The organism is Kitasatospora terrestris, assembly GCF_039542905.1.
Classification (GTDB): Bacteria; Actinomycetota; Actinomycetes; order Streptomycetales; family Streptomycetaceae; genus Kitasatospora; species Kitasatospora terrestris.
In genome coordinates this window covers 862,550-883,555 of sequence record NZ_BAABIS010000001.1, presented here as the reverse complement: position 1 = coordinate 883,555, position 21,006 = coordinate 862,550, and the positions used below count along the sequence as shown (strand labels likewise).

The 21,006-nt window shown below is 74.1% G+C and carries 21 protein-coding genes; 13 read left to right on the top strand and 8 right to left on the bottom strand.

The window, feature by feature from the left end:
• Positions 1–119: 119 nt before the first annotated feature.
• A complete protein-coding gene (locus ABEB06_RS04360; protein WP_345695439.1) occupies positions 120–716 on the bottom strand; it encodes a M15 family metallopeptidase in 597 nt (198 codons plus the stop codon).
• A gap of 169 nt (positions 717–885) precedes the next feature.
• On the opposite strand from ABEB06_RS04360, the gene ABEB06_RS04355 reads away from it, so the two are divergent.
• Complete coding sequence (locus ABEB06_RS04355; protein WP_345695438.1) at positions 886–1,560, top strand: response regulator transcription factor; 675 nt, start codon at positions 886–888, stop codon at positions 1,558–1,560.
• The gene (locus tag ABEB06_RS04350) at positions 1,557–2,687 is read left to right on the top strand and encodes a sensor histidine kinase (RefSeq protein ID WP_345695437.1); all 1,131 of its coding nucleotides are present in this window, start codon (positions 1,557–1,559) and stop codon (positions 2,685–2,687) included. Before ABEB06_RS04355 ends, ABEB06_RS04350 begins: the two co-directional genes overlap by 4 nt.
• 127 nt (positions 2,688–2,814) lie before the next feature.
• On the opposite strand, the gene ABEB06_RS04345 is transcribed toward ABEB06_RS04350, so the two are convergent.
• Complete coding sequence (locus ABEB06_RS04345; protein ID WP_345695436.1) at positions 2,815–3,117, bottom strand: WhiB family transcriptional regulator; 303 nt, start codon at positions 3,115–3,117, stop codon at positions 2,815–2,817.
• Between the two features lie 296 nt (positions 3,118–3,413).
• Between ABEB06_RS04345 and ABEB06_RS04340 the strand changes: the two genes are divergently transcribed.
• Positions 3,414–3,737 (top strand): hypothetical protein, encoded by a 324-nt coding sequence (locus ABEB06_RS04340; RefSeq protein WP_345695435.1) that lies wholly within the window; start codon positions 3,414–3,416, stop codon positions 3,735–3,737.
• An 18-nt stretch (positions 3,738–3,755) separates the two neighbouring features.
• On the opposite strand, the gene ABEB06_RS04335 is transcribed toward ABEB06_RS04340, so the two are convergent.
• Positions 3,756–4,313 (bottom strand): NIPSNAP family protein, encoded by a 558-nt coding sequence (locus ABEB06_RS04335; RefSeq protein WP_345695434.1) that lies wholly within the window; start codon positions 4,311–4,313, stop codon positions 3,756–3,758.
• A gap of 133 nt (positions 4,314–4,446) precedes the next feature.
• Between ABEB06_RS04335 and ABEB06_RS04330 the strand changes: the two genes are divergently transcribed.
• Complete coding sequence (locus ABEB06_RS04330; RefSeq protein WP_345695433.1) at positions 4,447–5,742, top strand: VanZ family protein; 1,296 nt, start codon at positions 4,447–4,449, stop codon at positions 5,740–5,742.
• A 69-nt stretch (positions 5,743–5,811) separates the two neighbouring features.
• On the opposite strand, the gene ABEB06_RS04325 is transcribed toward ABEB06_RS04330, so the two are convergent.
• Positions 5,812–6,741, bottom strand: a complete 930-nt coding sequence (locus tag ABEB06_RS04325) for a DMT family transporter (protein ID WP_345695432.1) — start codon at positions 6,739–6,741, stop codon at positions 5,812–5,814.
• 80 nt (positions 6,742–6,821) lie between these two features.
• Here ABEB06_RS04325 and ABEB06_RS04320 point away from each other — a divergent pair, with 80 nt between their 5' ends.
• The 3 genes from ABEB06_RS04320 to icmF all read left to right on the top strand — a co-directional run bounded on the left by ABEB06_RS04320 (position 6,822) and on the right by icmF (position 12,416).
• Positions 6,822–7,736 (top strand): LysR family transcriptional regulator, encoded by a 915-nt coding sequence (locus tag ABEB06_RS04320; protein ID WP_345695431.1) that lies wholly within the window; start codon positions 6,822–6,824, stop codon positions 7,734–7,736.
• A gap of 333 nt (positions 7,737–8,069) precedes the next feature.
• A complete protein-coding gene (locus tag ABEB06_RS04315; RefSeq protein WP_345695430.1) occupies positions 8,070–9,125 on the top strand; it encodes a hypothetical protein in 1,056 nt (351 codons plus the stop codon).
• Between the two features lie 60 nt (positions 9,126–9,185).
• A complete protein-coding gene (gene icmF, locus ABEB06_RS04310; protein ID WP_345695429.1) occupies positions 9,186–12,416 on the top strand; it encodes a fused isobutyryl-CoA mutase/GTPase IcmF in 3,231 nt (1,076 codons plus the stop codon).
• Positions 12,417–12,529: 113 nt separating this feature from the next.
• Here the strand turns inward: icmF and ABEB06_RS04305 are convergent, their stop codons facing one another.
• Positions 12,530–13,126 carry a hypothetical protein gene (locus ABEB06_RS04305; protein WP_345695428.1) on the bottom strand — a complete coding sequence of 199 codons (597 nt, stop codon included), beginning with the start codon at positions 13,124–13,126 and terminating at the stop codon, positions 12,530–12,532.
• Between the two features lie 386 nt (positions 13,127–13,512).
• Between ABEB06_RS04305 and ABEB06_RS04300 the strand changes: the two genes are divergently transcribed.
• Entirely contained in the window at positions 13,513–14,466 is a 954-nt protein-coding gene (locus ABEB06_RS04300) for an SMP-30/gluconolactonase/LRE family protein (protein WP_345695427.1), read from the top strand.
• Between the two features lie 82 nt (positions 14,467–14,548).
• Here ABEB06_RS04300 and ABEB06_RS04295 read toward each other — a convergent pair whose 3' ends face one another.
• On the bottom strand, positions 14,549–14,812 hold the full coding sequence (locus ABEB06_RS04295) for a hypothetical protein (protein WP_345695426.1): 264 nt from the start codon (positions 14,810–14,812) through the stop codon (positions 14,549–14,551).
• 267 nt (positions 14,813–15,079) lie between these two features.
• Here ABEB06_RS04295 and ABEB06_RS04290 point away from each other — a divergent pair, with 267 nt between their 5' ends.
• From ABEB06_RS04290 to ABEB06_RS04275, 4 genes are all read left to right on the top strand, one after another.
• Positions 15,080–15,439 (top strand): hypothetical protein, encoded by a 360-nt coding sequence (locus ABEB06_RS04290; RefSeq protein ID WP_345701734.1) that lies wholly within the window; start codon positions 15,080–15,082, stop codon positions 15,437–15,439.
• A 103-nt stretch (positions 15,440–15,542) separates the two neighbouring features.
• Positions 15,543–16,001, top strand: a complete 459-nt coding sequence (locus ABEB06_RS04285) for a phage holin family protein (RefSeq protein ID WP_345695425.1) — start codon at positions 15,543–15,545, stop codon at positions 15,999–16,001.
• Positions 15,998–16,366 carry a DUF3618 domain-containing protein gene (locus ABEB06_RS04280; protein ID WP_345695424.1) on the top strand — a complete coding sequence of 123 codons (369 nt, stop codon included), beginning with the start codon at positions 15,998–16,000 and terminating at the stop codon, positions 16,364–16,366. The genes ABEB06_RS04285 and ABEB06_RS04280 overlap by 4 nt, the downstream gene beginning before the upstream one ends.
• 57 nt (positions 16,367–16,423) lie before the next feature.
• Entirely contained in the window at positions 16,424–17,452 is a 1,029-nt protein-coding gene (locus tag ABEB06_RS04275) for a LacI family DNA-binding transcriptional regulator (protein ID WP_345695423.1), read from the top strand.
• Positions 17,453–17,474: 22 nt separating this feature from the next.
• Here the strand turns inward: ABEB06_RS04275 and ABEB06_RS04270 are convergent, their stop codons facing one another.
• Positions 17,475–18,500, bottom strand: a complete 1,026-nt coding sequence (locus ABEB06_RS04270) for a LacI family DNA-binding transcriptional regulator (protein ID WP_345695422.1) — start codon at positions 18,498–18,500, stop codon at positions 17,475–17,477.
• Between the two features lie 263 nt (positions 18,501–18,763).
• Here ABEB06_RS04270 and ABEB06_RS04265 point away from each other — a divergent pair, with 263 nt between their 5' ends.
• The gene (locus tag ABEB06_RS04265; protein ID WP_345695421.1) at positions 18,764–20,182 is read left to right on the top strand and encodes a glycosyl hydrolase; all 1,419 of its coding nucleotides are present in this window, start codon (positions 18,764–18,766) and stop codon (positions 20,180–20,182) included.
• A gap of 123 nt (positions 20,183–20,305) precedes the next feature.
• Here the strand turns inward: ABEB06_RS04265 and ABEB06_RS04260 are convergent, their stop codons facing one another.
• Positions 20,306–20,920 (bottom strand): hypothetical protein, encoded by a 615-nt coding sequence (locus ABEB06_RS04260; RefSeq protein WP_345695420.1) that lies wholly within the window; start codon positions 20,918–20,920, stop codon positions 20,306–20,308.
• Positions 20,921–21,006: the final 86 nt, after the last annotated feature.

Below are 21,006 nucleotides of genomic sequence, written 5' to 3'. Positions count from 1 at the left end.
GCCGTCCGCCCGTGCGGACCTGCCGTCCGGTCCGTCCCTCGACGCATCGGGGGACGGGCCGTTGCCCCTTCGGCCTCCGCCTGGAAGCCGTCCGCCTCGCCAGAGCGCCCCGACGGCGGCTACCCGGCGGCGTCGGGGAGTTGGGGCGGGCAGGTGCCGCCGGGGTCGGTCCGGAGTTCGAAGTGCCAGATCTCGTTGGCGTACACCTGGCACAGGCCGTACCGGGCGCCGTGCTGGATCAGCCAGTAGTCGGCGGCGGTGGGGCCGATGTCCAGTGCCCTGCCGGCCACGTGCGTCGACTTCTCCGGCGTGTTCACGTAGCGCCGGGCCGCGTCCAGGCTCCCGTACCGGGTCACCGCCCGGTCCAGCAGGCGCTGCTGGTACTCCTTGCTGCGCCAGCCGGAGGTGACGGTCATGGTGATGCCTTGGGCCTGCGCGTCGCGGGCGGCCCGCCGGACGGCGTCGAGCAGGGGGCCGTCGAGCTTGCGGACGGCGGGCGCCTCGTCGTCGAAGGGGCTGAGCGCCTCGCCCGCGGCGAGTTCGCCGTCGGCGGTGGTGTCCGAAGTCGCTGCGGCGGCCAGGGTCCGCAGCACCGTGTCGGCGGACGGGGTTCCGCTGACACCGACGGCGAGGGCCGCCAGGACGGCGGTCGCTGCGGCGCCGCCGAGCAGTTGGCGCCGCCGGGTCCGGCGCGTCCTCGTCGCTGTGCTGCCCATGCCTGCCTCCCGGCGTCCGCGTGCGGTGCCGCCGGGCGGGTGCCCGGGCGGTGTGACCATGGGACGGGGCGCGGTGTTCCGAGAGCGTCTGCGCCGGCCGATACGTTTTCGATAGGGCCGTTCACGTCCAATGGGGGCGGGAGCGGATGCCGGAGCAGAGGAGTGGCGCGTGCGGGTCCTGGTGGTGGAGGACGAGGTCTACCTCGCCGAGGCGGTCCAGGCCGGACTGCGGCTGGAGGCGATCGCCTGCGACATCGCCACCGACGGTGATGCCGCGCTGGAGCGGCTGACCGTCCACAGCTACGACGTGGTGGTGCTGGACCGGGACATCCCGGGCACGCACGGCGACGACGTCTGCCGGGAGATCGTGGACCGCGGCCTGGGCTGCCGGGTGCTGATGCTGACCGCGGCGGCCCGCCTGGACGAGAAGGTCGCGGGTTTCGAGATCGGCGCCGACGACTACCTCACCAAGCCGTTCGACCTTCCCGAGCTGGTCGTCCGGTTGCGGTCGCTGGCCCGCCGACCGGCCGGGGGAGCCCCGCCGGTGCTGGAGTGCGCCGGGCTTCGCCTGGACCCGTTCCGCCGCGAGGTGTACCGCGACGGCCGCTACGTCGGCCTGCCGCGCAAGCAGTTCGCCGTGCTGGAGGTCCTGATGCGGGCCGCCGGCGGCGTGGTCAGCGCGGAGGACCTCCTGGAGCGCGCCTGGGACGAGAACGCCGACCCGTTCACCAACGCGGTCCGCATCACCATCTCCGGCCTGCGCAAGCGCCTGGGCGAGCCCCAGGTGATCCAGACCGTGCCGGGCGTCGGCTACCGGCTCTCCGACGAAGGGCCCCGGGCATGACCGCGACCACCGCGCCGGCCGGGCACCGCCCGCGCCGCCTGACGGCCAGGATGCGGCTGACCCTCAGCTACGCCCTCTTCGCCGTCGCGGCCGGCCTGATCTTCGTCGTCGTGGTCTACCTCGGCCTGCGCTGGATCCCCAACTACCCCCTGATGCCCTCCAACCCCCGGGACCGGCTCGACGCCCCGTCGCGGGGGGAGGTCCTCGACGCCCTGCTCGTCACCTGCGGCTACGCGCTGGCCGTCCTGACCGTGGTCGGCCTGGGGGGCGGCTGGATCATCGCCGGGCGGGTGCTGCGGCCGCTGCAGGAGATCACCCGCGCCGCCCACCACGCCGCGAACGGGGCGCTGGAGCACCGCGTCGCCCTGGCCGGCCCCCGCGACGAGTTCACCGACCTCTCGGACGCCTTCGACGAGATGCTGGAGCGCCTGCAGCGGTCCTTCGACGCCCAGCAGCGCTTCGCCGCCAACGCGTCCCACGAGCTGCGCACACCACTGGCCATCACCCGCACCATGCTGCAGGTGGCGGCCGCCGACCCCGGCGGGCAGGACCTGCCGCGCCTGGTCGGCCGGCTCCAGGACACCAACCAGCGCGGCATCGAGATCTGCGAGGCCCTGCTCCAGCTCGCCGAGCTCGGCCACACCGCACCCGCGCTCCAGCCCCTCGACCTCGCCGACGCCGTGCGCGACGCGGTCGCTGCCGTCAGCGAGGAGGCCACCGCCCGCGGCGTCACGGTCACCGCCGAGTACGGTCCGGCACCCGCGAGCGGAAACCCCGTGCTGCTGCGCCAGGCGGCGGTCAACCTGCTCCACAACGCGATCCGCCACAACCTGCCGGCGGACGGGACCGTGACGGTCCGCACCGGCCCGGACCCCGACCGCCCCGGCCGGGTCCTGCTCGCCATCGCCAACACGGGCCCGCGGCTGACGCCCGAGGCGGTCGCCACCTTCACCGAACCGTTCCTGCGCGGACGCGGACGCACCGCCGAGACCGACCCGAGCCGCCGCGGCCACGGCCTCGGACTCGCCATCGTGGCCGCCGTCACCGAGGCCCACCAGGGCCGGCTGCGACTGACTCCGCTGCCGGACGGCGGCCTCCGGGTCGAACTGGGCCTGCCGGAGCGGTGAATCGGCGGGCTCCGGTCGAACGCAGCCCGCCCGTGCCGTGAAACGGCGGTCGCCGGTCGGCTCCGGCCTGCCGGTGCCCGTGAGAGCGGTGATCCCGCTCCGCCGGGCGTGGGCGGGCGTGGGCGGTCTAACGGTGGCGGGATCCGACCCGGCGGTTCCGGCGGCCGTGGAGGGCGCGGCGCTCGTCCTCGGTGAGGCCGCCCCAGACGCCGTAGGGTTCGTGCACCGTGAGCGCGTGCTCCAGGCAGCGGGTGCGCACCGGGCAGGTCGCGCAGATCCGCTTGGCCGCCGCCTCGCGGTCGTCGTGCGCCTGCCCGCGCTCGCCGGACGGGTGGAAGAACAGCTGGGCGTCCTCGCTTCGGCATGCCGCCCGCAGTTGCCAGTCCCATTCCTGGTGGACGGCACCCGGGAGTCGCGATATCACCGTCACGAACAGCTCCTTTCGGCAGGATCGGCCTCCGTCGGGCCGATCGGCACGGGTCGCCGCCGCGTCGTGCCCGTGGCGGGCAGCGTGCGGTTCCTCCGTGCGGAAGGACGGTCGTTCGGCCGCCTGCCCCGGACCCGGCGGGGTATTCGCCACTGCCCGAACCCGTGTTCCCGCCGTTCGCCGTCGCGCGCCGCTACCCGGATGGTCCTCCGCCACCACGCCTGGACCTCGCCGCCGTTGCGCCGGGCCCACACCGCCCCGCCGACGCACCCCGTCCGAGCGGTGTGAACAATGGGCCCGTGCGGAAACGATCACTGACGGCCGCGGCCGTGAACCTGCTGCTCGGCGTTCCCGCGGTCGTGCCGCTGTTCCTGCTGTGGTACTTCGCCTCGAACTGGCCGCTGGCCGCGGTGGGCTGGACCGAGCGGGAGCCCACGGAGAACGACGGCGTGCTGCCGTGGCTGCTCCTCGCGGGGCCGGTGGTCACGCTGTTCGCCCTGGTGTGGTCGCTGGTCAACGTCCACCTGTGGCGCCGGACGGCACTGGCCGCCCGGGCGTACTGGCCGGGGAGCGTCCTGCTGACCCTGGCGCCCACGCTCGCCCTGATCGTCAAGGGGCTGTAGCGCCGTCCTGAGGGGCTCTCAGGGACGCACGGGTTCCAGTCGCAGGTGCCGGGTCGGCCAGGGCGTCGGCTCGGCCGGGCCGAACCAGACCCGGACGTCCTCGCTGGTCCGGACGGGCAGGCGGGGGAAGTCGTTCTCGGCGTGCTCGGTGCGGTGCAGGGCGTGGCCCGGTCCCAGGTGGCGGGCCGCGTACCCGGCGAAGTCGGCGGCGTCGGCGGGGTGGCAGACGGTGGCGAGCACCTCCCGCACGCCCGGCGCGGGCGTGAAGCCCGGTCCGCGCAGCAGCAGGACGTCGTCGCTGTCGATCATGGTGGCGTTGGCCGCGTCCCGGTGCTCCTGCCAGACCGGGCCGGTGTAGAACGCCTCCAGCGCGCGCCGCCGGTGCGCCATGTCGGGGAACGCCCGCAGCCAGACGAACCGGTCCGGGTCGTCCAGGTCGCGGAACCGGCCGCCGACAGTGATGCCGGCGTCCTGCTGACCCGCCACGAACTCGCGCTCGAACAGCTCGACCAGCGTCTCCCGGGCACCGGGACGCAGGGTGTACTGCCGGAGTTCGACGATCCTCATGTCTTCCATGCGCCGCAGGGTAGGTCCGGTCCGCTGACACCTCCTGTCAGTGGACCGGGGCCGGCACCTCTTTTCCCCGGCGTGGAACCGTCCGTACGCCCACCGCCTCCCTAGAGGGCAGACGAAGTCCTGTGGGGGGAACATGATTCGGGCAATCTTCACCGACGAGGCCGGGCTGCTGTGGGCCGTCGTGGCCGCGCTGATCGGCTCCGCCGCCCTCGCGGCGGTCGTCGCGAGGAGGCGCGCGGCGCCGATCCTCCTGCCGGCCTGCGCCGCGGCCTCCACCGCGCTCGTCCTCGCCGCCACCCTCTACCCGCTCCACCCGGGCGCACCGGCCCCGCTGCTGTGCACCGTCCAGCGCGACCTGATCGCCGCGACGTCGAGCACGCAGGGCCTGATGAACATCGCCCTGTTCGTCCCGGCCGCCTTCTCCACCGCCCTGCTCACCCGGCGTCCGGTCGGCACGGGCGTCGCCCTCGCCCTGCTCTCCGCGGCCGTCGAAGCGGTCCAGGCCGTGACCCCGGCCGTCGGGCGCAGCTGCGACACCGGCGACCTGTGGGACAACTCCCTCGGGGCCGCGCTCGGCTGCGGCCTGGCGTTCCTGTGGAGCCGCCGGGTGGGCCCCCGGCCGCTGGTCGCCGGCCGGCGCGAGGCCGTGCGCGGCGCCCTCGCGCTCGCCGGCGGAGTCGGGGTGGTCGCGACCGCGCTCGTTCCGTTCGTCACCGTCGTCCCCGCCGACGCCACGGAGAACACCCAGGCCGGGCCGGCCCAGCGGGCCGCCGCCGCCAAGGCCTACCGGGACTTCTTCGGGCCCGCCGCCGAGACCGTGTCCGTCCAGTTCGTCCGCGGCTTCGACGGCCTGCCCGGCACCATCAGCACCACGGGAGCCCAGGGGAGTCTCACCCTGGCCTGGCCCGGCGGTGAACCGGCCACGGGGCTCGTCGGGCCCCTCCCGGAGGAAGCCCCGGGCGAGCTCACCGACGCCGCGGCCGTCGCCGCCGCCACCCGGTTCGCCCGGGCCCACTTCCCGTGGGCCCTCACGGACAGCCGGACCTCCGTGGAGGTCCGGCCGGACTCCGCGGGCGCCCGGAAGGTCCTGTGGCGGTCCCGGGTCGACGGCGTCCTCATGCCGATGAGCCTCGACGTGATCGTCACCGGGAGCGGCCAGGTCAGCTCGTTCTCCGCCCGGCACATCGACTCGCCCGTCCTCCCCGAGGTGACCGTCACCGAGACGACCGCGCGGAACACCGCGGTCGCGGCCCACCCCGGGGCCGTCGTCACCGGCGCCGATCTCGTCGCCGAGCCCGACCGCAACAATGCCTGGCAGCCGCACTGGGTGGTCAGGCTGACGGCTCAGCAGAGTGGGGGGAGGACCCGGCTCCTGCTGGTCGTCGTCGACGCCGCCACCGGCGCCGTCGTCCCCGCCCCCGGACGCTGAGGCCGCTCCGAAGGCCGGTCCGCGGGCTCTCTGGGGGCCGGTCCGCGGCCGGGCGTCCCGTCGTCCGTGTCAGGCGCCCACGGGTGTCGGGGCGGGACGCGTCCCGCCCCCGGCCGCGGGATCGGTGGCAGTGCGGTGGGTGCGCTCGACGGCCTGGCCCCAGTACGTGCCGGTGACCATGAGGACGGCGCCGAGGGAGGCCCACACGGTGAGGTGTTCGCCGCCGAGGCCGATGCCGATCGCGACGGCCCAGATCGGCTCGGTGCCGAGCAGCAGGCTGGCCCGGCTGGCGGAGGTGCGCTGGACGGCCCAGGTCTGGGCGAGGAAGGCGAAGACGCTGCAGAACAGGGCGAGGTAGAGCAGCTGCGACCAGGTGGCGGCGCTGCTCCCGGCCAGGTCGGGCAGGTGGGACAGGGCCGGTGCGAGGAAGAGCGCCGAGCCGACGACGGTCTGGACGGTCGTCAGGTGGAGCGCGTCCACGGGGTGGCGGGCGGTGAGCCGGCCGACCAGGGCGACGTGTCCGGCCCGGACGACCGCGGCGACCAGCATCAGGGCGTCGCCGAGGCGGAGCGCGTGCAGTCCGGTGCTGGAGGTGAGCAGGCCGACCGCCAGCACGCACAGGCCGGCGGCCGCGAAGAACGCCCAGGGCAGTCGGCGGCTCCCCGCGGTCCGGTCCACCAGCGGGGTCAGCACGATGGTCAGACTGATGATCAGCCCGGCGTTCGCGGCGCTGGTGTGAGCGATTCCGTACGTCTCCAGGGCCAGGACGGCCGCCTGGGTGACGCCCAGCACCGATCCGGCGCGGACCTCCGCCCGGGTCCACGCCCTGCGGCGGAAGGCGACCAGGCCGCCGCACGCCAGCGCGGAGACCGCGTACCGGGCGAACAGCACGGCGGCGACGGGGAGCGCGACGGTGGCGGTCTTGGCCGCCAGATAGCTGGAACCCCAGACCAGGGCGATCAGGAACAGGACGGCATCGGTACGGCGTGCAACGGGCATGCCCCCACGCTGGACCACCTGCAGGTTGAAGACAATCACCAACCTCTAAAGCAAAGCTGTAGCAGACCTACAATGTCCGCATGGACGAGCGGCAACTCCGGATCCTGCGGGAGCTGGGAGAACTGGGCAGCGTCAGCGCGGTCGCCGAGGCCCTGCACGTGACGCCGTCCGCGATCTCCCAGCAACTGCGCCTGCTGCAGCGGTCGATCCCCGTCCCGCTCACCGAGCGCGCCGGACGCCGGGTGGTGCTGACCGAGGGCGGGCAGGCCCTGGCCCGCGCGGCCATCGAGGTGGAGACGGCCCTGGCCCGGGCGCGGCACGCCGTCACCGACTTCGCCGAGCAGCCCGACGGCGACGTCTCGCTGGCCGCCTTCCACAGCGCGGGCTCCACCTTCTTCCCCCTGCTGCTCCGCGGCCTCGCCGGGCCCGGCAACCCGCGCCTGTCGTTCGCCGACCAGGACGTCGCCCAGGACCGCTTCCCCGCCCTCACCCGCGACCACGACCTCGTGCTCGCCCACCGCCTCGACCACGCGCCGCCCTGGCCCCGCACCATCACCGCCGAGACGCTGCTGCGGGAGCCGCTCGACGTCGCCCTGCCGGCCGACCACCCGCTGGCCTCCCGCGCCGTGCTCTTCCCCCGCGACGTGGCCGACCAGCCCTGGATCACCGTCCACGACGGCTTCCCGCTGCTGTCCAGCATCGAGGCCGTCGCCAGCGTCGCGGGCCGCCGCCTCGACATCGTCCACCGCATCAACGAGTTCACCGTGGCCGCCGAGGTGGTGGCCGCCGGCGGAGGTCTGGCGCTGATGCCGCGCTGGACCGCCCGTACACACCCCGGCCTCGTCCTGCGGCCGCTCGGCGACGTCCACGCCCTGCGCCACATCGACGTCCTCCACCGGCCCGAACGCACCGCCCGCCGGGCCGTCCGCACCGTCCTCGCCGAGCTGCGCCGCGCCGCCGCGGAGATCCAGGGCCGGGACACCGCCGCGCGCTAGACCGGTCGGTCGGTCGGCCGGCCGTCGGCGGTGCGGGCGGGCGGCCGGCCGTCGGCGGTGCGGGCGGGCGGCTGCGGTCATCCCGCGGGCTGAGGCCCGGTGCGCGCGCTCCCCCGTGCAGGGGAGCGGGACGGTCCGCGGGACGGACGTCGTCGGCGGGGACGGCGGAGAGCCTGGGAGTCTCGAAAACCCGGAGACTCGGAGGTCATGATGGCTGTTCCCACTGGTCCGGACAGGGACGGTGCTGCCGCCCGGGAGCACGCGGAACGGGGGCGGGGGCTCCGGTGGCGGCGGTGGCCGCTGTGGGTGCCGGCGGCCGCCGCCGTGTGGGGTGTGCTGTACGCCGCCGTCGAGGTCGTGTGGGCGTCGGCCGGCGCGACGGTGCCGTGGACGGCGCACGTCTCGTACGCGCCGGCGGTCCACCTGCTCCTGGCGGCCCTCGCGCTGCTGGCCGGTGGGGCCTGCCTGGCCACCACCCGGACCCTCGGACGGCCGGGCCGGGTGGCGGTGGCGACGGGGCTGACCACGGCGTTGCCGGTGTTCGTCGCGGGGACGGCCGGACTGCCGATCCACGTCGTGACGCTGGCGACGTTCTCCGGGATCGAGAGCGCCACCGGGCTCGCCCAGGTGCTCCTGGACACCGCGGGCGCCACCGTCCTGCTGCTCGCCGGTCTGTCGTACCGCCGGCGGCTGCGCGGTGCCTGCCCCCGGTGCGGGCGGCCGCACCCCGGCCCCGCCGACGGCCCGCTCGTCCACCCGGCGGCCTCGCGGGCCCCGGTGCGGACCCGTGCCGCCGCGTACCTGCTCGTGTGCGGACTCCTGCCGTGGGCGGCGGCCAAGACCGTCTGGACACTGGGTGGCAGCGCGCTCGGCGTCTCGGGCGACGACTGGGAGGCGACGGTGGACGTCCGTGCCTCGGGGCCGTCGAAGGCCCTCGCGTCGGCGGGGATCGACGTGACCGTGCTCGCCGCGACGGTCGGGGTCCTGCTGCTGCTGGGGTTGCTGCACGCGTGGGGGCAGGTGTTCCCACGGTGGGTGCCGTTCCTGTCCGGGCGACGGGTTCCGCGTCTGCTGCCCCTGCTCCCGGCCTGGCTGACCGGCTTCCCGTTGGCGATGTACGGGACCGTCCTCACGGTCGCCGCCCCGCTCGTCGCCCTCGGTGTGCTGCCCGGGGTCGAGCCGTCACCGCCGTTCACCACCCGCTCCGGGATCACCTGGATGATCGGGTTCGGCGGCCTGGCGTTCGCCGGCCTGGGCCTCGGGCTCGTCGTGGCCGCCGGTTCCTACGCCGCCCGCACCCGTCCCGTCTGCGCGGGTGCCGGCGCGGTGGCGGGGCCGTTCGGGTCGGATCGGCGCGGCGCGTGTGGACCTCGTCACATTGGCGCGTGAAAATACTAGGACGTCCTAGTATCCTGGAGTCATCTCCCGGCATCGAGAATGAAGGCCTCCATGAGCGACCTGCACCGCCCTGTGCACCCCGTCCGGCTGGTCACCGCGTCGGCGCTGTTCGACGGGCACGACGCGTCGATCAACATCATGCGGCGGATCTTCCAGTCGCAGGGGGCCGAGGTGATCCACCTCGGGCACAACCGGTCGGTCCAGGAGGTCGTCGACGCGGCGCTGGAGGAGGACGCGCACGGCGTCGCCGTCTCGTCGTACCAGGGCGGCCACGTCGAGTACTTCGAGTACCTGGTCGACCGGCTGCGCGAGCAGGGCGCCGGGCACATCCGGGTGGTCGGCGGCGGGGGCGGCGTGATCGTGCCCGAGGAGATCGTCCGGCTGCGCAACAGCGGGGTGACCATCTTCTCGCCCGAGGACGGCCAGCGGATGGGTCTGGCCGGCATGGTCAACTCGGTCGTCAAGGACTGCGACTTCGACCTGTGGGACGGCCGCGCCGCCGAGGTGGACGCGCTGCTCGCCGGCGACCGGTTCACGATCGCCCGCAGCATCACCGGCGCCGAACTGGGCAAGCTCCCCGAGGAGTTCCTGGCCCGGGTGCGGGCCGCCGCCGCGGCGCGGGTGACCCCGGTCCTCGGCATCACCGGCACCGGCGGCTCCGGCAAGTCCTCGCTCACCGACGAGCTGGTCCGCCGCTTCCGCGTCGACCAGCAGGACAAGCTGCGGATCGCGGTCATCGCGGTCGACCCGACCCGCCGCCGCGGCGGCGGCGCGCTGCTCGGCGACCGGATCCGGATGAACTCCCTCGACGGCCAGCAGATCTTCTTCCGCAGCCTCGCCACCCGCGGCAGCCACGAACTGCCCGAGCACCTCACCGACGTGATCGACGTCGTCAAGGCCGCCGGCTTCGACCTGGTGATCGTCGAGACGCCCGGCATCGGCCAGGGCGACGCGGCCATCGTGCCCTTCGTCGACACCTCGCTGTACGTGATGACGCCCGAGTTCGGCGCCGCCTCCCAGCTCGAGAAGATCGACATGCTCGACTTCGCCGACGTCGTCGCGATCAACAAGTTCGAGCGCCGCGGCGCCAAGGACGCGCTGCGCGACGTCGGACGCCAACTGGTCCGCAACCGCGAGGCGTTCGGCAGCAGGCCGGAGGACATGCCGGTGTTCGGCACCTCCGCGGCCACCTTCAACGACGACGGCGTCACCGCGCTCTACCAGACCCTGCGGACCGCCCTCGCCGGGCACGGGCTGCCGGTGACCGAGGGCGCCCTGCCGGCGGTGTCCGTCCGCCACTCCTCCGGCATCCGCCAGGTCGTCCCCGCCGAGCGGGTCCGCTACCTCGCCGAGATCACCGAGACCGTCCGCGGCTACCACGCCGAGACCGAGCGCCTGGTCGAGGCGGCCCGGTCGGTCCAGCGCCTGGACGCCGTCCGGGGCCAGCTCGCCGACGCCGGCAGCGACGCGGCGAACGTCGAGTCGCTGCTGGCGACCGCCCGCAAGCAGCTCCCGCACGAGGTCACCGAGCAGATCGAGAACTGGCCCGCCGTGGTCGCCTCCTACTCCGGTGACGAGCAGGTCGTCGTCGTCCGGGACAAGGAGATCCGCACCAAGCTGACCCGCGAGTCGCTCTCCGGCAACCTGATCCCGCGCGTCGCGCTGCCCCGCTACGCCGACCACGGCGAACTGGTGGGCTTCTGGCGCCGCGAGAACCTCCCCGGCCTCTTCCCGTTCACCGCCGGCGTGTTCCCGTTCAAGCGGGACGGCGAGGACCCGGCCCGCATGTTCGCCGGCGAGGGCGACCCCTTCCGCACCAACCGCCGGTTCAAGCTGCTCTCCGAGGGCCAGCCCGCCACCCGGCTCTCCACCGCCTTCGACTCGGTCACCCTCTACGGCCGCGACCCCGGCGAGCGCCCCGACATCTACGGCAAGGTCGGCACCTCCGGCGTCTCGGTCGCGACGCTGGAGGACATGAAGGCGCTCTACGACGGCTTCGACCTCGTCGCGCCCAGCACCTCGGTGTCCATGACCATCAACGGCCCGGCGCCCACCGTGCTGGCGTTCTTCCTCAACACGGTCATCGACCAGCAGACCGAGGCCTTCCGCGCCGCCGAGGGCCGCGACCCGTCGCCGGAGGAGGCCGCCGGACTGCGCGCCCGCGCGCTGGCGAACGTCCGCGGCACGGTGCAGGCCGACATCCTCAAGGAGGACCAGGGCCAGAACACCTGCCTGTTCTCCACCGAGTTCTCGCTGCGGATGATGGCCGACATCCAGGAGTGGTTCATCGCCAACAAGGTCCGCAACTTCTACTCCGTCTCCATCTCCGGCTACCACATCGCCGAAGCCGGCGCGAACCCGATCAGCCAGCTCGCCTTCACCCTCGCCAACGGCTTCACCTACGTCGAGGCCTACCTGGCCCGCGGCATGCACATCGACGACTTCGCGCCCAACCTGTCGTTCTTCTTCTCCAACGGCATGGACCCCGAGTACTCGGTGCTCGGCCGGGTCGCCCGCCGGATCTGGGCCGTCGCGATGAAGCACAAGTACGGCGGCAACGAGCGCTCCCAGAAGCTGAAGTACCACGTGCAGACCTCGGGCCGCTCGCTGCACGCCCAGGAGATGGACTTCAACGACATCCGCACCACCCTGCAGGCACTCATCGCGATCTACGACAACGCGAACTCGCTGCACACCAACGCCTACGACGAGGCCGTCACCACCCCGTCCGAGGAGTCGGTGCGCCGGGCGCTGGCCATCCAGCTCATCATCAACCGCGAGTGGGGCCTCGCCATGAACGAGAACCCCCTGCAGGGCTCGTTCGTCATCGACCAGCTCACCGACCTGGTCGAGCAGGCCGTGCTCGCCGAGTTCGACCGCATCAACGAGCGCGGCGGCGTCCTCGGCGCGATGGAGACCGGCTACCAGCGCGGCCGCATCCAGGACGAGTCGATGCTGTACGAGCAGCGCAAGCACGACGGCACCCTGCCCATCATCGGCGTCAACACCTTCCGGGCCCCCGGTGCCGGCGACGGCGAGCCCCAGCAGGTGGAGCTCGCCCGCGCCACCACCGCCGAGAAGGAGTCCCAGCTGGAGCGCGTCCGCGCCTTCCAGGCCGGGCACGGTGCGGAGGCCGAGCAGGCGATCGCCCGCCTGAAGGCGGCCGCCATCGGCGGCGAGAACGTCTTCGAGGTCCTCATGGACGCCGCCCGGGTCTGCTCCCTGCAGCAGGTCACCGAGGCCTTCTTCGAGGTCGGCGGCCAGTACCGCCGCAACGTCTGACGCGCCGCCGCACCCTCCGGCAGCACCCTCCGCCCCGGCCGGCCTTCGGGCCGGCCGGGGCGGAGCGCCGCCCGGGGCCGCCCAGGAGCTGCGGCCCGTCCCGCCGACGGCTCCTAACTCTCCGTCACCAGGCCCAGCATGACCACCACGAACCCGACGGACCCCGCCACGCAGAGCACCACGGGGGCCTTCGTCAGCCAGCGCGGCCGGGGCTCCTTGAGGGTGCGGGAGCCGATCAGCAGACCCCCGCCGACCACGGCGAGCCCCATCACGGCGGCCCCGGTCGGGGCGAGCACCCCGCTGCCCCAGATCCAGGCGTCGTCGTCGACGTACCGGGCACGCACCGAGTCGGGGTGCTCGCCCTTGCACCACCAGGGCTGGTTCGCCCGGTCGCCCCTGCACGAGGACGGCGTCAGGTACGTATCACCCGAACCGCCCCTCAGCTCCACGCCCTCGACCACCGGCCCGCCGCCGTCGGGCCGGAAGTCGCCGTAGCAGTGGTGCGTCCAGACCGTGCCACCGTGCTCGGTGGAGGACGAGTGATCCTGACACTCCGTCACCTTCAGCATGCCGCGGTCGCCCACCAACCCGGCGCCCGCCAGGGTCTGCGACCCGAAGTGCACGAGCACCCAGAGCCCGACCGCCACCACGTTCAGCGCGACGTACCACAGACCGATCCGCCGCGCGGTGCCCCCACCCTCAGCTGCCATCCCTCCACGGTAGGCGCCGGGGGTGACAGGAGTCAGTCCCCCGGCAGCCCTGCTACGCACCCGTGACACAAGGGCCGCCGCACCGCCGGCTGCACCGGCGCCGACCTCAACGTCCTGGAGAACGGCAACGTCGTCACCCGGTGGCGGGGCTGCGCGGTCCGGCAGACCCGCACGGCCCACTGACCCCCGCCCGGCCCGGGCCGCGTCGGGGTCGCCGCCGGCACCGCGTTGCTCCCATCCAGTGCCGCCCGGCCGGGCGAACCCGGGCCGGGCGGGCCCGCCACGGCACCGGGTCCGGCCTGCGGGCGGCGGCCGTCGCCGGGTGGAGCGGCTCCCCGCGTGCTGAGCTGAAGACTCCGTTCACACACCTCGGAGGAAGATTCCCCGTGTCCCGTCTCCGCCCGCTCGGCGTCGCCACCGGCTGCGCCGCCCTGGCCCTGGCCCTGCTCGCCGCCTCGCCCGCCACCGCGGTCGCGCCGCCGCTCTCGGACCCGCACGTGCTCGTCCACTTCGACCCGGCCCTCGGGCAGCTCGCCGAGAACATCGCCCTCGAACCCGACGGCTCCGCCGACGTCACCTTCCTCGCCGCCCGCCAGGTCGCCCGCGTCGGCCTGGACGGCTCCGTGACCGTCCGGGCGACCCTGCCGGCGCCGACCAACCCCGACACCCCCGTCGTCCACTTCCCGGCCGCCAGCGGTCTCGCCCGCGCCGAGGACGGCACCCTGTACATCGGCTACGCCACCGGCGACGACCTCGCCGGCGTCTGGCGGCTGACCCCCGGCGGCGACCTCACCCAGCTCGCCAGCATCCCGAACAGCCTGATCAACGGCCTCACCCTGGACGAGCACAAGGGCACCGTCTACGCCGCCGACTCGGGACGCGGCGTCGTCTGGAGGGTCTCCACCACCACCGGCGAGGCGTCCGTCTGGGCCTCCGGCACGGACCTGGAGCCGGCCGGCTTCATCGGCGCCAACGGCATCAGGAAGCACCACGCCGCCATCTGGGTCTCCAACACCGACAAGGGCACCGTCCTGCGCATCCCGATCTGCCCGGACGGAACCTCGGGACCCGTCGAGACGCGGATCACGGGGCTGGACGGCATCGACGACTTCGGCTTCACCAGCTTCAAGGACGACGCGCTGCTCGCCGCCCTGAACGCCTCCAGCAGGGTCGCGTACGTGACCGCCGACGGGGTCGCGTCCACCGTGCTGACCGCGGCGGACGGGCTCTCCAACCCCACGTCCGTGGCCGTGGACGAGCACCGGGTCTACGTCACCAGTGCCTCGTTCTCCGCCACCCCGCAGGACCCGAACCTGCTGCTGGCGCGCCTCGACCAGTAGGCGCAGGCGGTTCGGAGACGGCGGCCGGTGCCGCCGGACGACTGCGCGGGCCACCCCGATCGGGGTGGCCCGCACTCGTGGTTCAGGCGCGGGCGCTGATCCGGGGGTCGTCGGTGTAGACGGGGTTCTCGTCGCGTTCGTACTGGGACAGGGCGAGTCCCACGCAGAAGAACGTGGGCGCCCATTCGCCGATGAAGATGCCCCAGCGGTCGGCGCGGTCGAGGCCGGCGGCCTCGGCCTTGACGGAGACCATCCAGGAGGCGAAGGACAGGCCGATGGAGGCCAGGCCTGCCATGTAGGCGTGTTCCGATGTCACTCCGGCGTCGTGCAGCTTCTTGATGATCATGAGGGATTCCCGTTCAGGAGTCGACTGCTCGCGGACCGGGGCGGCTACCCGGCAGCGCAGGCCGTACACGAGCGTCCCGGCACGTGTTCCGGCCCCGGTGTCGGGAAAGACGCGTCCGGGTCGGCACCGGGGCGGCCGGGTCGTGGTGGACGGGAGGCGGCGGAGATGGGCGGCGACACGGGCAAGGGCGGCGCGGGCAAGGGCGGCGCGGGCAAGGGCGGCGCGGGCAGGGACGGACACCGGAGGCGGCACGCGCGGCCGCGGGGCATGGACGACGCGACGGTCGAGGCACTCGGCTTGCTGTCCGAAGCACTGGAGACGACCCAGCGGGCCCGCGGGTGCCTGTACGAGTTCCACCAGCTGACCGGCGGTGCGGACCGGACGGTCGGGGAGGCGGTCCGCAGGCTGCGGGCCGCCGGCCACGTCGAGCAGGCCGACCTGGTCGAGCACGAGGTGCAGGGCGCCGACGTCCTGCCCGGCCTGTGGACCTTCCAGATCGTGGAGGCCTACGACGACGGCTACCACCAGCGGTTCACCGAGGTCGAGCGGCAGGTGCGCGACGCCCTGGGCGGGGGCCGCGACCACATCGCCGAGGCCGAGATGAAACAGCGCCGCGAGACGACCTGACGGGCCGGGAGGGAGGTGCTTCGCCCGGGGGAGGGTTTGCGGGCCGCGCTTCGGGTCAGTCGCACCAGGGGATCCGTAGTACCGCGCGAAGGGAAACGGCGACGTGAAGTCGAGCGTGAACGGCACCCGGCCCGCCACGGCGCACCGGGGCGATACGGCCGGACCGGAAGCCGACGGCCACCCGCGACCGGTCAACGAGCTGGTCCACGAGGCCGCGGAACTGGCCTCGCAGCTGGTGCGGCAGGAACTGCGACTCGCCGGGGCGGAACTCGGCGCGAAGGGCAGGCGGGCCGGCTTCGGCGGAGGGCTGTTCGGCGGCGCCGGGCTCCTCGCCGTCATCGGCCTGCAGGCCTTCGTGGCGGCCGCCGTCGCCGGTCTGGCGCTGGTGATGCCGCTGTGGGCGGCCGCCCTGGTGGTGGGAGCCGTCCTGGTGGTGGCCGCCGGGCTGCTCGCCCTGGCCGGCCGCGGCCAGTTCAGGAAGGCGGGGCCGCCCGTTCCGGAGCGGGCGGTCGCGACCACCAGGACCGACATCGAGGTGATCAAGGAGCGTGCGCACCGATGAGCCCCAGGCACAGCACCGACCGGGTCGCGCCCGACGTGGCCGAGCTGACCTCGCAGATCGTCGACACCCATGAACAGCTCGCCGACACCGTCGGCGAACTCGCCGCCGCGATGGACGTCGGCGCCAGGGTGCGCGCGGCGTCCGAGCAGGCGAAGGCGAACGTGGGCCGGGCCGCCGACCGGGTCGGGCGGCGGATCGGCAGCACCGGAGACCGGATGGTGCGAGCGGTCGTCGGACGCCGCCCGGAGACCTCCACCCGTGAACTCGTCCTCCAGACCGCCCGTTTCAGCGGCCCGGTCCTTGCCGGCCTGGGCGGTGTGATGCTCGGCGCCGCGGCCGTCCTGGCCGTGGCCCGCAGACGGTGACGCGGGCCCGGCGGGGCGCGCGAGTATGCTGGCGGCGCGCCCGTCGGGAGGAGGCCCATGCCGCGGCAGCCCACCATGGCCGACATCGCCCGGCAGGCCGGGGTCACCCGGGTGACCGTCTCCTACGCGTTGAACGGCCGTCCCGGTGTCTCGGAGGAGACGCGCCGGCGGATCCTCGACATCGCCCGTGACATCGGCTTCACCGTGAACACCCCCGCACGCGCCCTGCGCGGCGCCGCGGCCCGCCCGGTGGGCATGACCCTGCGCAGGCCCGCCTCCGACGCGCACTCCGTCGAGGTGTTCCGCCGCGAACTGATCAGCGGCATCCAGACCGAACTGGCCGCGCGGGACCTGGGCCTGGCGCTGCAGTACGTGGGCGACGCGGGCGAGGAGACCGCCGTCTACCGGCGCTGGCACGCCGAGCGGCGGGTCGGCGGCGTCCTGGTGTGCGACCTGGAGTCCGACGACCCGCGCCTCGGACCGCTCGCCGGCCTCGGGCTGCCCGCCGTCGTGGTCGGCGGCCCCGTCCCGGGGGACGCCCTCGCCTGCGTCTGGAACGACGACGCGACCGCCGTGGACGCCGCCGTCCGGCACCTGGCGGGGCTGGGCCACCGCGGCGTCGCCAGGATCGGCGGCCCCGCGGGAATGCTGCACACGGCCGTCCGCGACGCCGCGTTCGAGGCGGCGTGCCGGCGGGAAGGTGTCACGGCGGTGATCGCGGCCTCCGACTACACCGTGCGGACCGGAGGGACCGCGACCCGGCGGCTGCTGAGCTCACCGACCCGGCCGACGGCCATCGCCTACGACAACGACGTGATGGCGGTCGCCGGGCTGGCCGTGGCCCGCGAAATGGGACTACGGGTGCCGGACGACCTCTCGATCCTCGCGTTCGACGACTCGCCGCTCTGCCGGGCCGTCCGCCCGGCGCTGACCGTTCTCGGCCGCGACATCGTGGCCTACGGCGCGCACGCGGCGCGGCTGCTGTTCGAGGTGATCGACGGGCGCCCGGCGACGGCCGTGCTGGACCACACCGCCTCCCTGGTGGTCAGGGACAGCACCGCCCCGCCTCCGCCGCACCGGGCCTGAGGGCCCGGAACCCGCCGGCGCGTCAGGGCCGCCCGTCCGCGGGAGCGGCGGTGCTGGCGCGCGGCGTCAGGTGGGCGACCTCCGCCGCCACGTCGGCGGCCGGGCGGCCGTCGACCGCCGCCAGCAGCAGCCGTGCGGCCTGCCGGCCGTACGCCGGGATGTCCCTGGTCAGCGCGGTGAGGGCCGGGTGCACGATGCGGCAGACGGGCGAGTCGTCCCAGGCGACGACGGACAGGTCGCCGGGCACGGAGAGCCCCAGCTCCTGGGCGGCGGCCAGACCGGCGACCGCCATGATGTCGTTGTCGTAGAGCAGCGCGGTCGGCCGGTCGGCCACGTCCAGGAGCTCGCGGGTGGCCCGCGCGCCGGCCGGGCCGGTGTAGTCGGTGTACGCGCAGGAGGCGACCTCGAGCCCGAGCCGGCGGGCGAGCGCGGCGAAGGCGTCGGTCCGCACCCGGGTGTGCGCGAGGCCCGGAATGCCCGCCACGTGGCCGATGCGGCGGTGGCCCAGCGCCGCGAGGTACTCGACGGCCTCCCGGAGGGACACGGCGTCGTCCGACCAGACGCCGGCGACCGCGCCGCCGACCGGGGGAGGGCCGACCACCACGGTGGGGAGACCGAGTTCCCGCAGGAGGGGCAGTCGCGGATCCTCCTCCAGGAGGTCGCAGACCAGCACGCCGTCCACGGCCCGCTCCCGGCTCCACCGCCGGTACACCGCCGCCTCCTGCCCGCGGTCGGCGACCATGTGCAGCAGCAGGGCGTAGGAGCGCAGCGACAGCTCGGCCTCCAGACCGCTGATCAGCTCCATGAAGAACGGCTCGACCCCCAGGGTGCTCGCGGGCCGGTACAGCGACAGGCCGACCGTCCGCGAGGGGGCCCCCGCCAGTGCCCTGGCGGCACTGTCCGCGTGGAAGCCCAGCGCCTCGGCGGCGGACAGGATGCGCCGCCTCGTCGCCTCCGAGACCCCCGGCCGCCCGTTGAGGGCGTACGACACGGCGCCCCTCGACACGCCCGCCGCCCGCGCGACGTCGTTGATGGTCGGACGTTTCACCGCCGGCGCTCCCGTCCCGCTGCGGACCGGGCGGCCGGGCCCGGCGCAGCAACTTTATCGGTTAACCGATCCTAGCCGTCGAGGGCCGCCGCGACCAGGGGAGACCGCCACTGCCGGTGCACCGGACCGGGCGTCAGGGTCGTTCGACGAAGCGCCAGCACCATTGACGGTGTTGTCGGGCGGCCGTATGTTCGTCCCCGCTTACTCGGTTCAGTTCAGGTAAGCGCTCCGGCAGCAAACCCCACACGAGAGAGCCGACCACCATGCGCCAAGCCCTCGCCAGGCTGTCCGCCGGCGGCACCGCACTGGCCACCGCCTTCGCCGCACTGATCCTGGGCGCCCTCCCGGCCCCGGACGCCCAGGCCTTCCCCGCCACCCCCAAGGCGAACGTGCTGGCCTACCTGCAGTCCGTCACCGGCAACCACATCGTCTCCGGCCAGCACAACAAGGAACCCGCCTCCGCGCCCGCCCAGTACACCCAGCAGGTCAAGAACATCACCGGCCAGTACCCGGGCCTGTGGGGCGGCGACCTGATGTTCAACCCCGCCGACGTCGCCAACCGGCAGAGCGTCGTCGACCAGGCCAAAACGGAGTGGGCCAACGGCTCCCTGGTCAACCTGACCTGGCACGTCTGCCCGCCCACCCAGGGCAGCGGCTGCGCCTTCGAAGGCGGCGTCAAGTCCGGTGTCACCGACGCCCAGTTCAACCAGATCGTCACCGACGGCACGGCCCTCAACACCGCCTGGAAGAAGCGCCTCGACGAGGTCGTCCCCTACCTCCAGCAGCTCAAGGACGCCGGCGTGCCGGTCCTGTTCCGCCCGCTCCACGAGATGAACGAGAGCTGGAACTGGTGGGGCCACCGCCCCGGCGCCGACGGCAGCGCGCGCCTCTACCGGATCACCCACGACTACCTGGCCGGCACCAAGGGCCTCTCCAACCTCATCTGGGTCTGGAACGTCCAGGACAACCCCGCGGGCGGCTGGGCCGACTACTACCCCGGCAGCTCCTACGTCGACGTCGTCTCCCTCGACGCCTGGTACAAGTCCTACCCGAGCGCGGCGGACTACCAGCAGATCCTCTCCATCGCCGGCGGCAAGCCCATCGCCATGGCCGAGCTCGGCAAGATCCCCACCGCCGCCCTGCTCGACAGCCAGCCGCGCTGGTCCTACTTCATGCTCTGGTCCGAGCAGTTGACGGGGAACAACACCAACGCCGAGATCCAGACCGGCTACTTCCTGCCGCGCGTCCTCAACCAGGGCGAGATCACCCTGCCCCCCGGTGGCGGCAGCGGCGGCACCGGGGCGATCAGCGGCTACGGCGGCAAGTGCGTCGACGTCCGGGCCGCCGGCACCGCCAACAGCACCCCCGTCCAGCTCTACACCTGCGCCCCCGGCACCGCCCAGACCTGGACCGTCGGCGGCGACGGCACCCTCCGCAACCCCAACTCCGGGCGCTGCCTGGACATCGTCTCCGGCGGCACCGCCAACGGCACCAAGGTCCAGATCTGGGACTGCAACGGCACCGGTGCGCAGCAGTGGCAGGCACAGGCGTCCGGCCAGCTGAAGAACCCCCAGTCCGGCCGCTGCCTCGACATCCCCGGCGGCAGCACCGCGGACGGCACCCAGCTCCAGATCTGGGACTGCAACACCAACGCCTGGCAGAAGTGGACCCTGCCCGGCTGACAGCGGAGCGGACGCTCAGGCCGGGCCCGGCGGCCGACCGGAGCACCCACCGCGTCGGGGAGCCCGGTCGCCCCGGGCCGGACTCCCCGGGGCGGACTCCCCGGGCCGGACTCCCCGGGGCGGCTACGCCTTCCAGGGGTCCCCGTGGGGCAGGCAGCCGAAGGCCTGCAGCCGCTTGTCGACGTCCCTCAGGGCGGCCATGCCCGTCGCGAACTCCTCCCAGCCCCTGGCCTCCGTCTCCTTGGCCTGCTCCGGAGCCATGCTCGGCCCCGGATTGAGGGCCGAGGTGCTCAGGACGGTGCTCATCCCGGAACCGAGGTGCTCGACGGCGGACGCCCAGGCGGCCTGGGTCTCCGGGTCGGGTATCGGGGTGTACGGGCGGGCGGCGCGAACGGCCGCGAACGCCTTGTCCAGCTCGATGACCGCGCGGCCCTCGGCATGCCGCGCCTCGACCCTCGCGACGGAGGTGATCAGATCGTCGAGCTTGTCGGCCCCTCCGTTGCCGTACCAGAGGATCACCAGGGTGTCCATCGGCGTGGCGCTCGGCGACGGCGTAGCCGTGGAGGGCGTGGCGGAGGCGGGCACGGCGGAGGTGCTCGACGTGGCACCTGCCGGCGGGGTGCTCGCCGGGGCGGCGCCGTCGGCCGAGGGCGTGGTGGTGGAGCCGGAACAGGCGGCGAGCAGGAGTGCGGCGGCGACGGCGAGCACCGGCGCCAGGACACGGGCACGAGCAGGCATGGGACCTCCTGGCGGGCAGCGTCGGTCGCTGCCACTGACGGACCATCAGGCTAGCCGCCGCCTCCGACGCCCGAACGGTCGCTGGG

Bases quoted from the DNA above. Each gene is read 5' to 3' on its own strand.
- ABEB06_RS04260 (WP_345695420.1), bottom strand. From the start codon at position 20,920: ATGCCTGCTCGTGCCCGTGTCCTGGCGCCGGTGCTCGCCGTCGCCGCC.
- ABEB06_RS04330 (WP_345695433.1), top strand. From the start codon at position 4,447: ATGATTCGGGCAATCTTCACCGACGAGGCCGGGCTGCTGTGGGCCGTC.
- icmF (WP_345695429.1), top strand. From the start codon at position 9,186: ATGAGCGACCTGCACCGCCCTGTGCACCCCGTCCGGCTGGTCACCGCG.
- ABEB06_RS04275 (WP_345695423.1), top strand. From the start codon at position 16,424: ATGCCGCGGCAGCCCACCATGGCCGACATCGCCCGGCAGGCCGGGGTC.
- ABEB06_RS04360 (WP_345695439.1), bottom strand. From the start codon at position 716: ATGGGCAGCACAGCGACGAGGACGCGCCGGACCCGGCGGCGCCAACTG.
- ABEB06_RS04290 (WP_345701734.1), top strand. From the start codon at position 15,080: ATGGACGACGCGACGGTCGAGGCACTCGGCTTGCTGTCCGAAGCACTG.
- ABEB06_RS04295 (WP_345695426.1), bottom strand. From the start codon at position 14,812: ATGATCATCAAGAAGCTGCACGACGCCGGAGTGACATCGGAACACGCC.
- ABEB06_RS04305 (WP_345695428.1), bottom strand. From the start codon at position 13,126: ATGGCAGCTGAGGGTGGGGGCACCGCGCGGCGGATCGGTCTGTGGTAC.
- ABEB06_RS04335 (WP_345695434.1), bottom strand. From the start codon at position 4,313: ATGGAAGACATGAGGATCGTCGAACTCCGGCAGTACACCCTGCGTCCC.
- ABEB06_RS04325 (WP_345695432.1), bottom strand. From the start codon at position 6,741: ATGCCCGTTGCACGCCGTACCGATGCCGTCCTGTTCCTGATCGCCCTG.
- ABEB06_RS04265 (WP_345695421.1), top strand. From the start codon at position 18,764: ATGCGCCAAGCCCTCGCCAGGCTGTCCGCCGGCGGCACCGCACTGGCC.
- ABEB06_RS04280 (WP_345695424.1), top strand. From the start codon at position 15,998: ATGAGCCCCAGGCACAGCACCGACCGGGTCGCGCCCGACGTGGCCGAG.
- ABEB06_RS04350 (WP_345695437.1), top strand. From the start codon at position 1,557: ATGACCGCGACCACCGCGCCGGCCGGGCACCGCCCGCGCCGCCTGACG.
- ABEB06_RS04320 (WP_345695431.1), top strand. From the start codon at position 6,822: ATGGACGAGCGGCAACTCCGGATCCTGCGGGAGCTGGGAGAACTGGGC.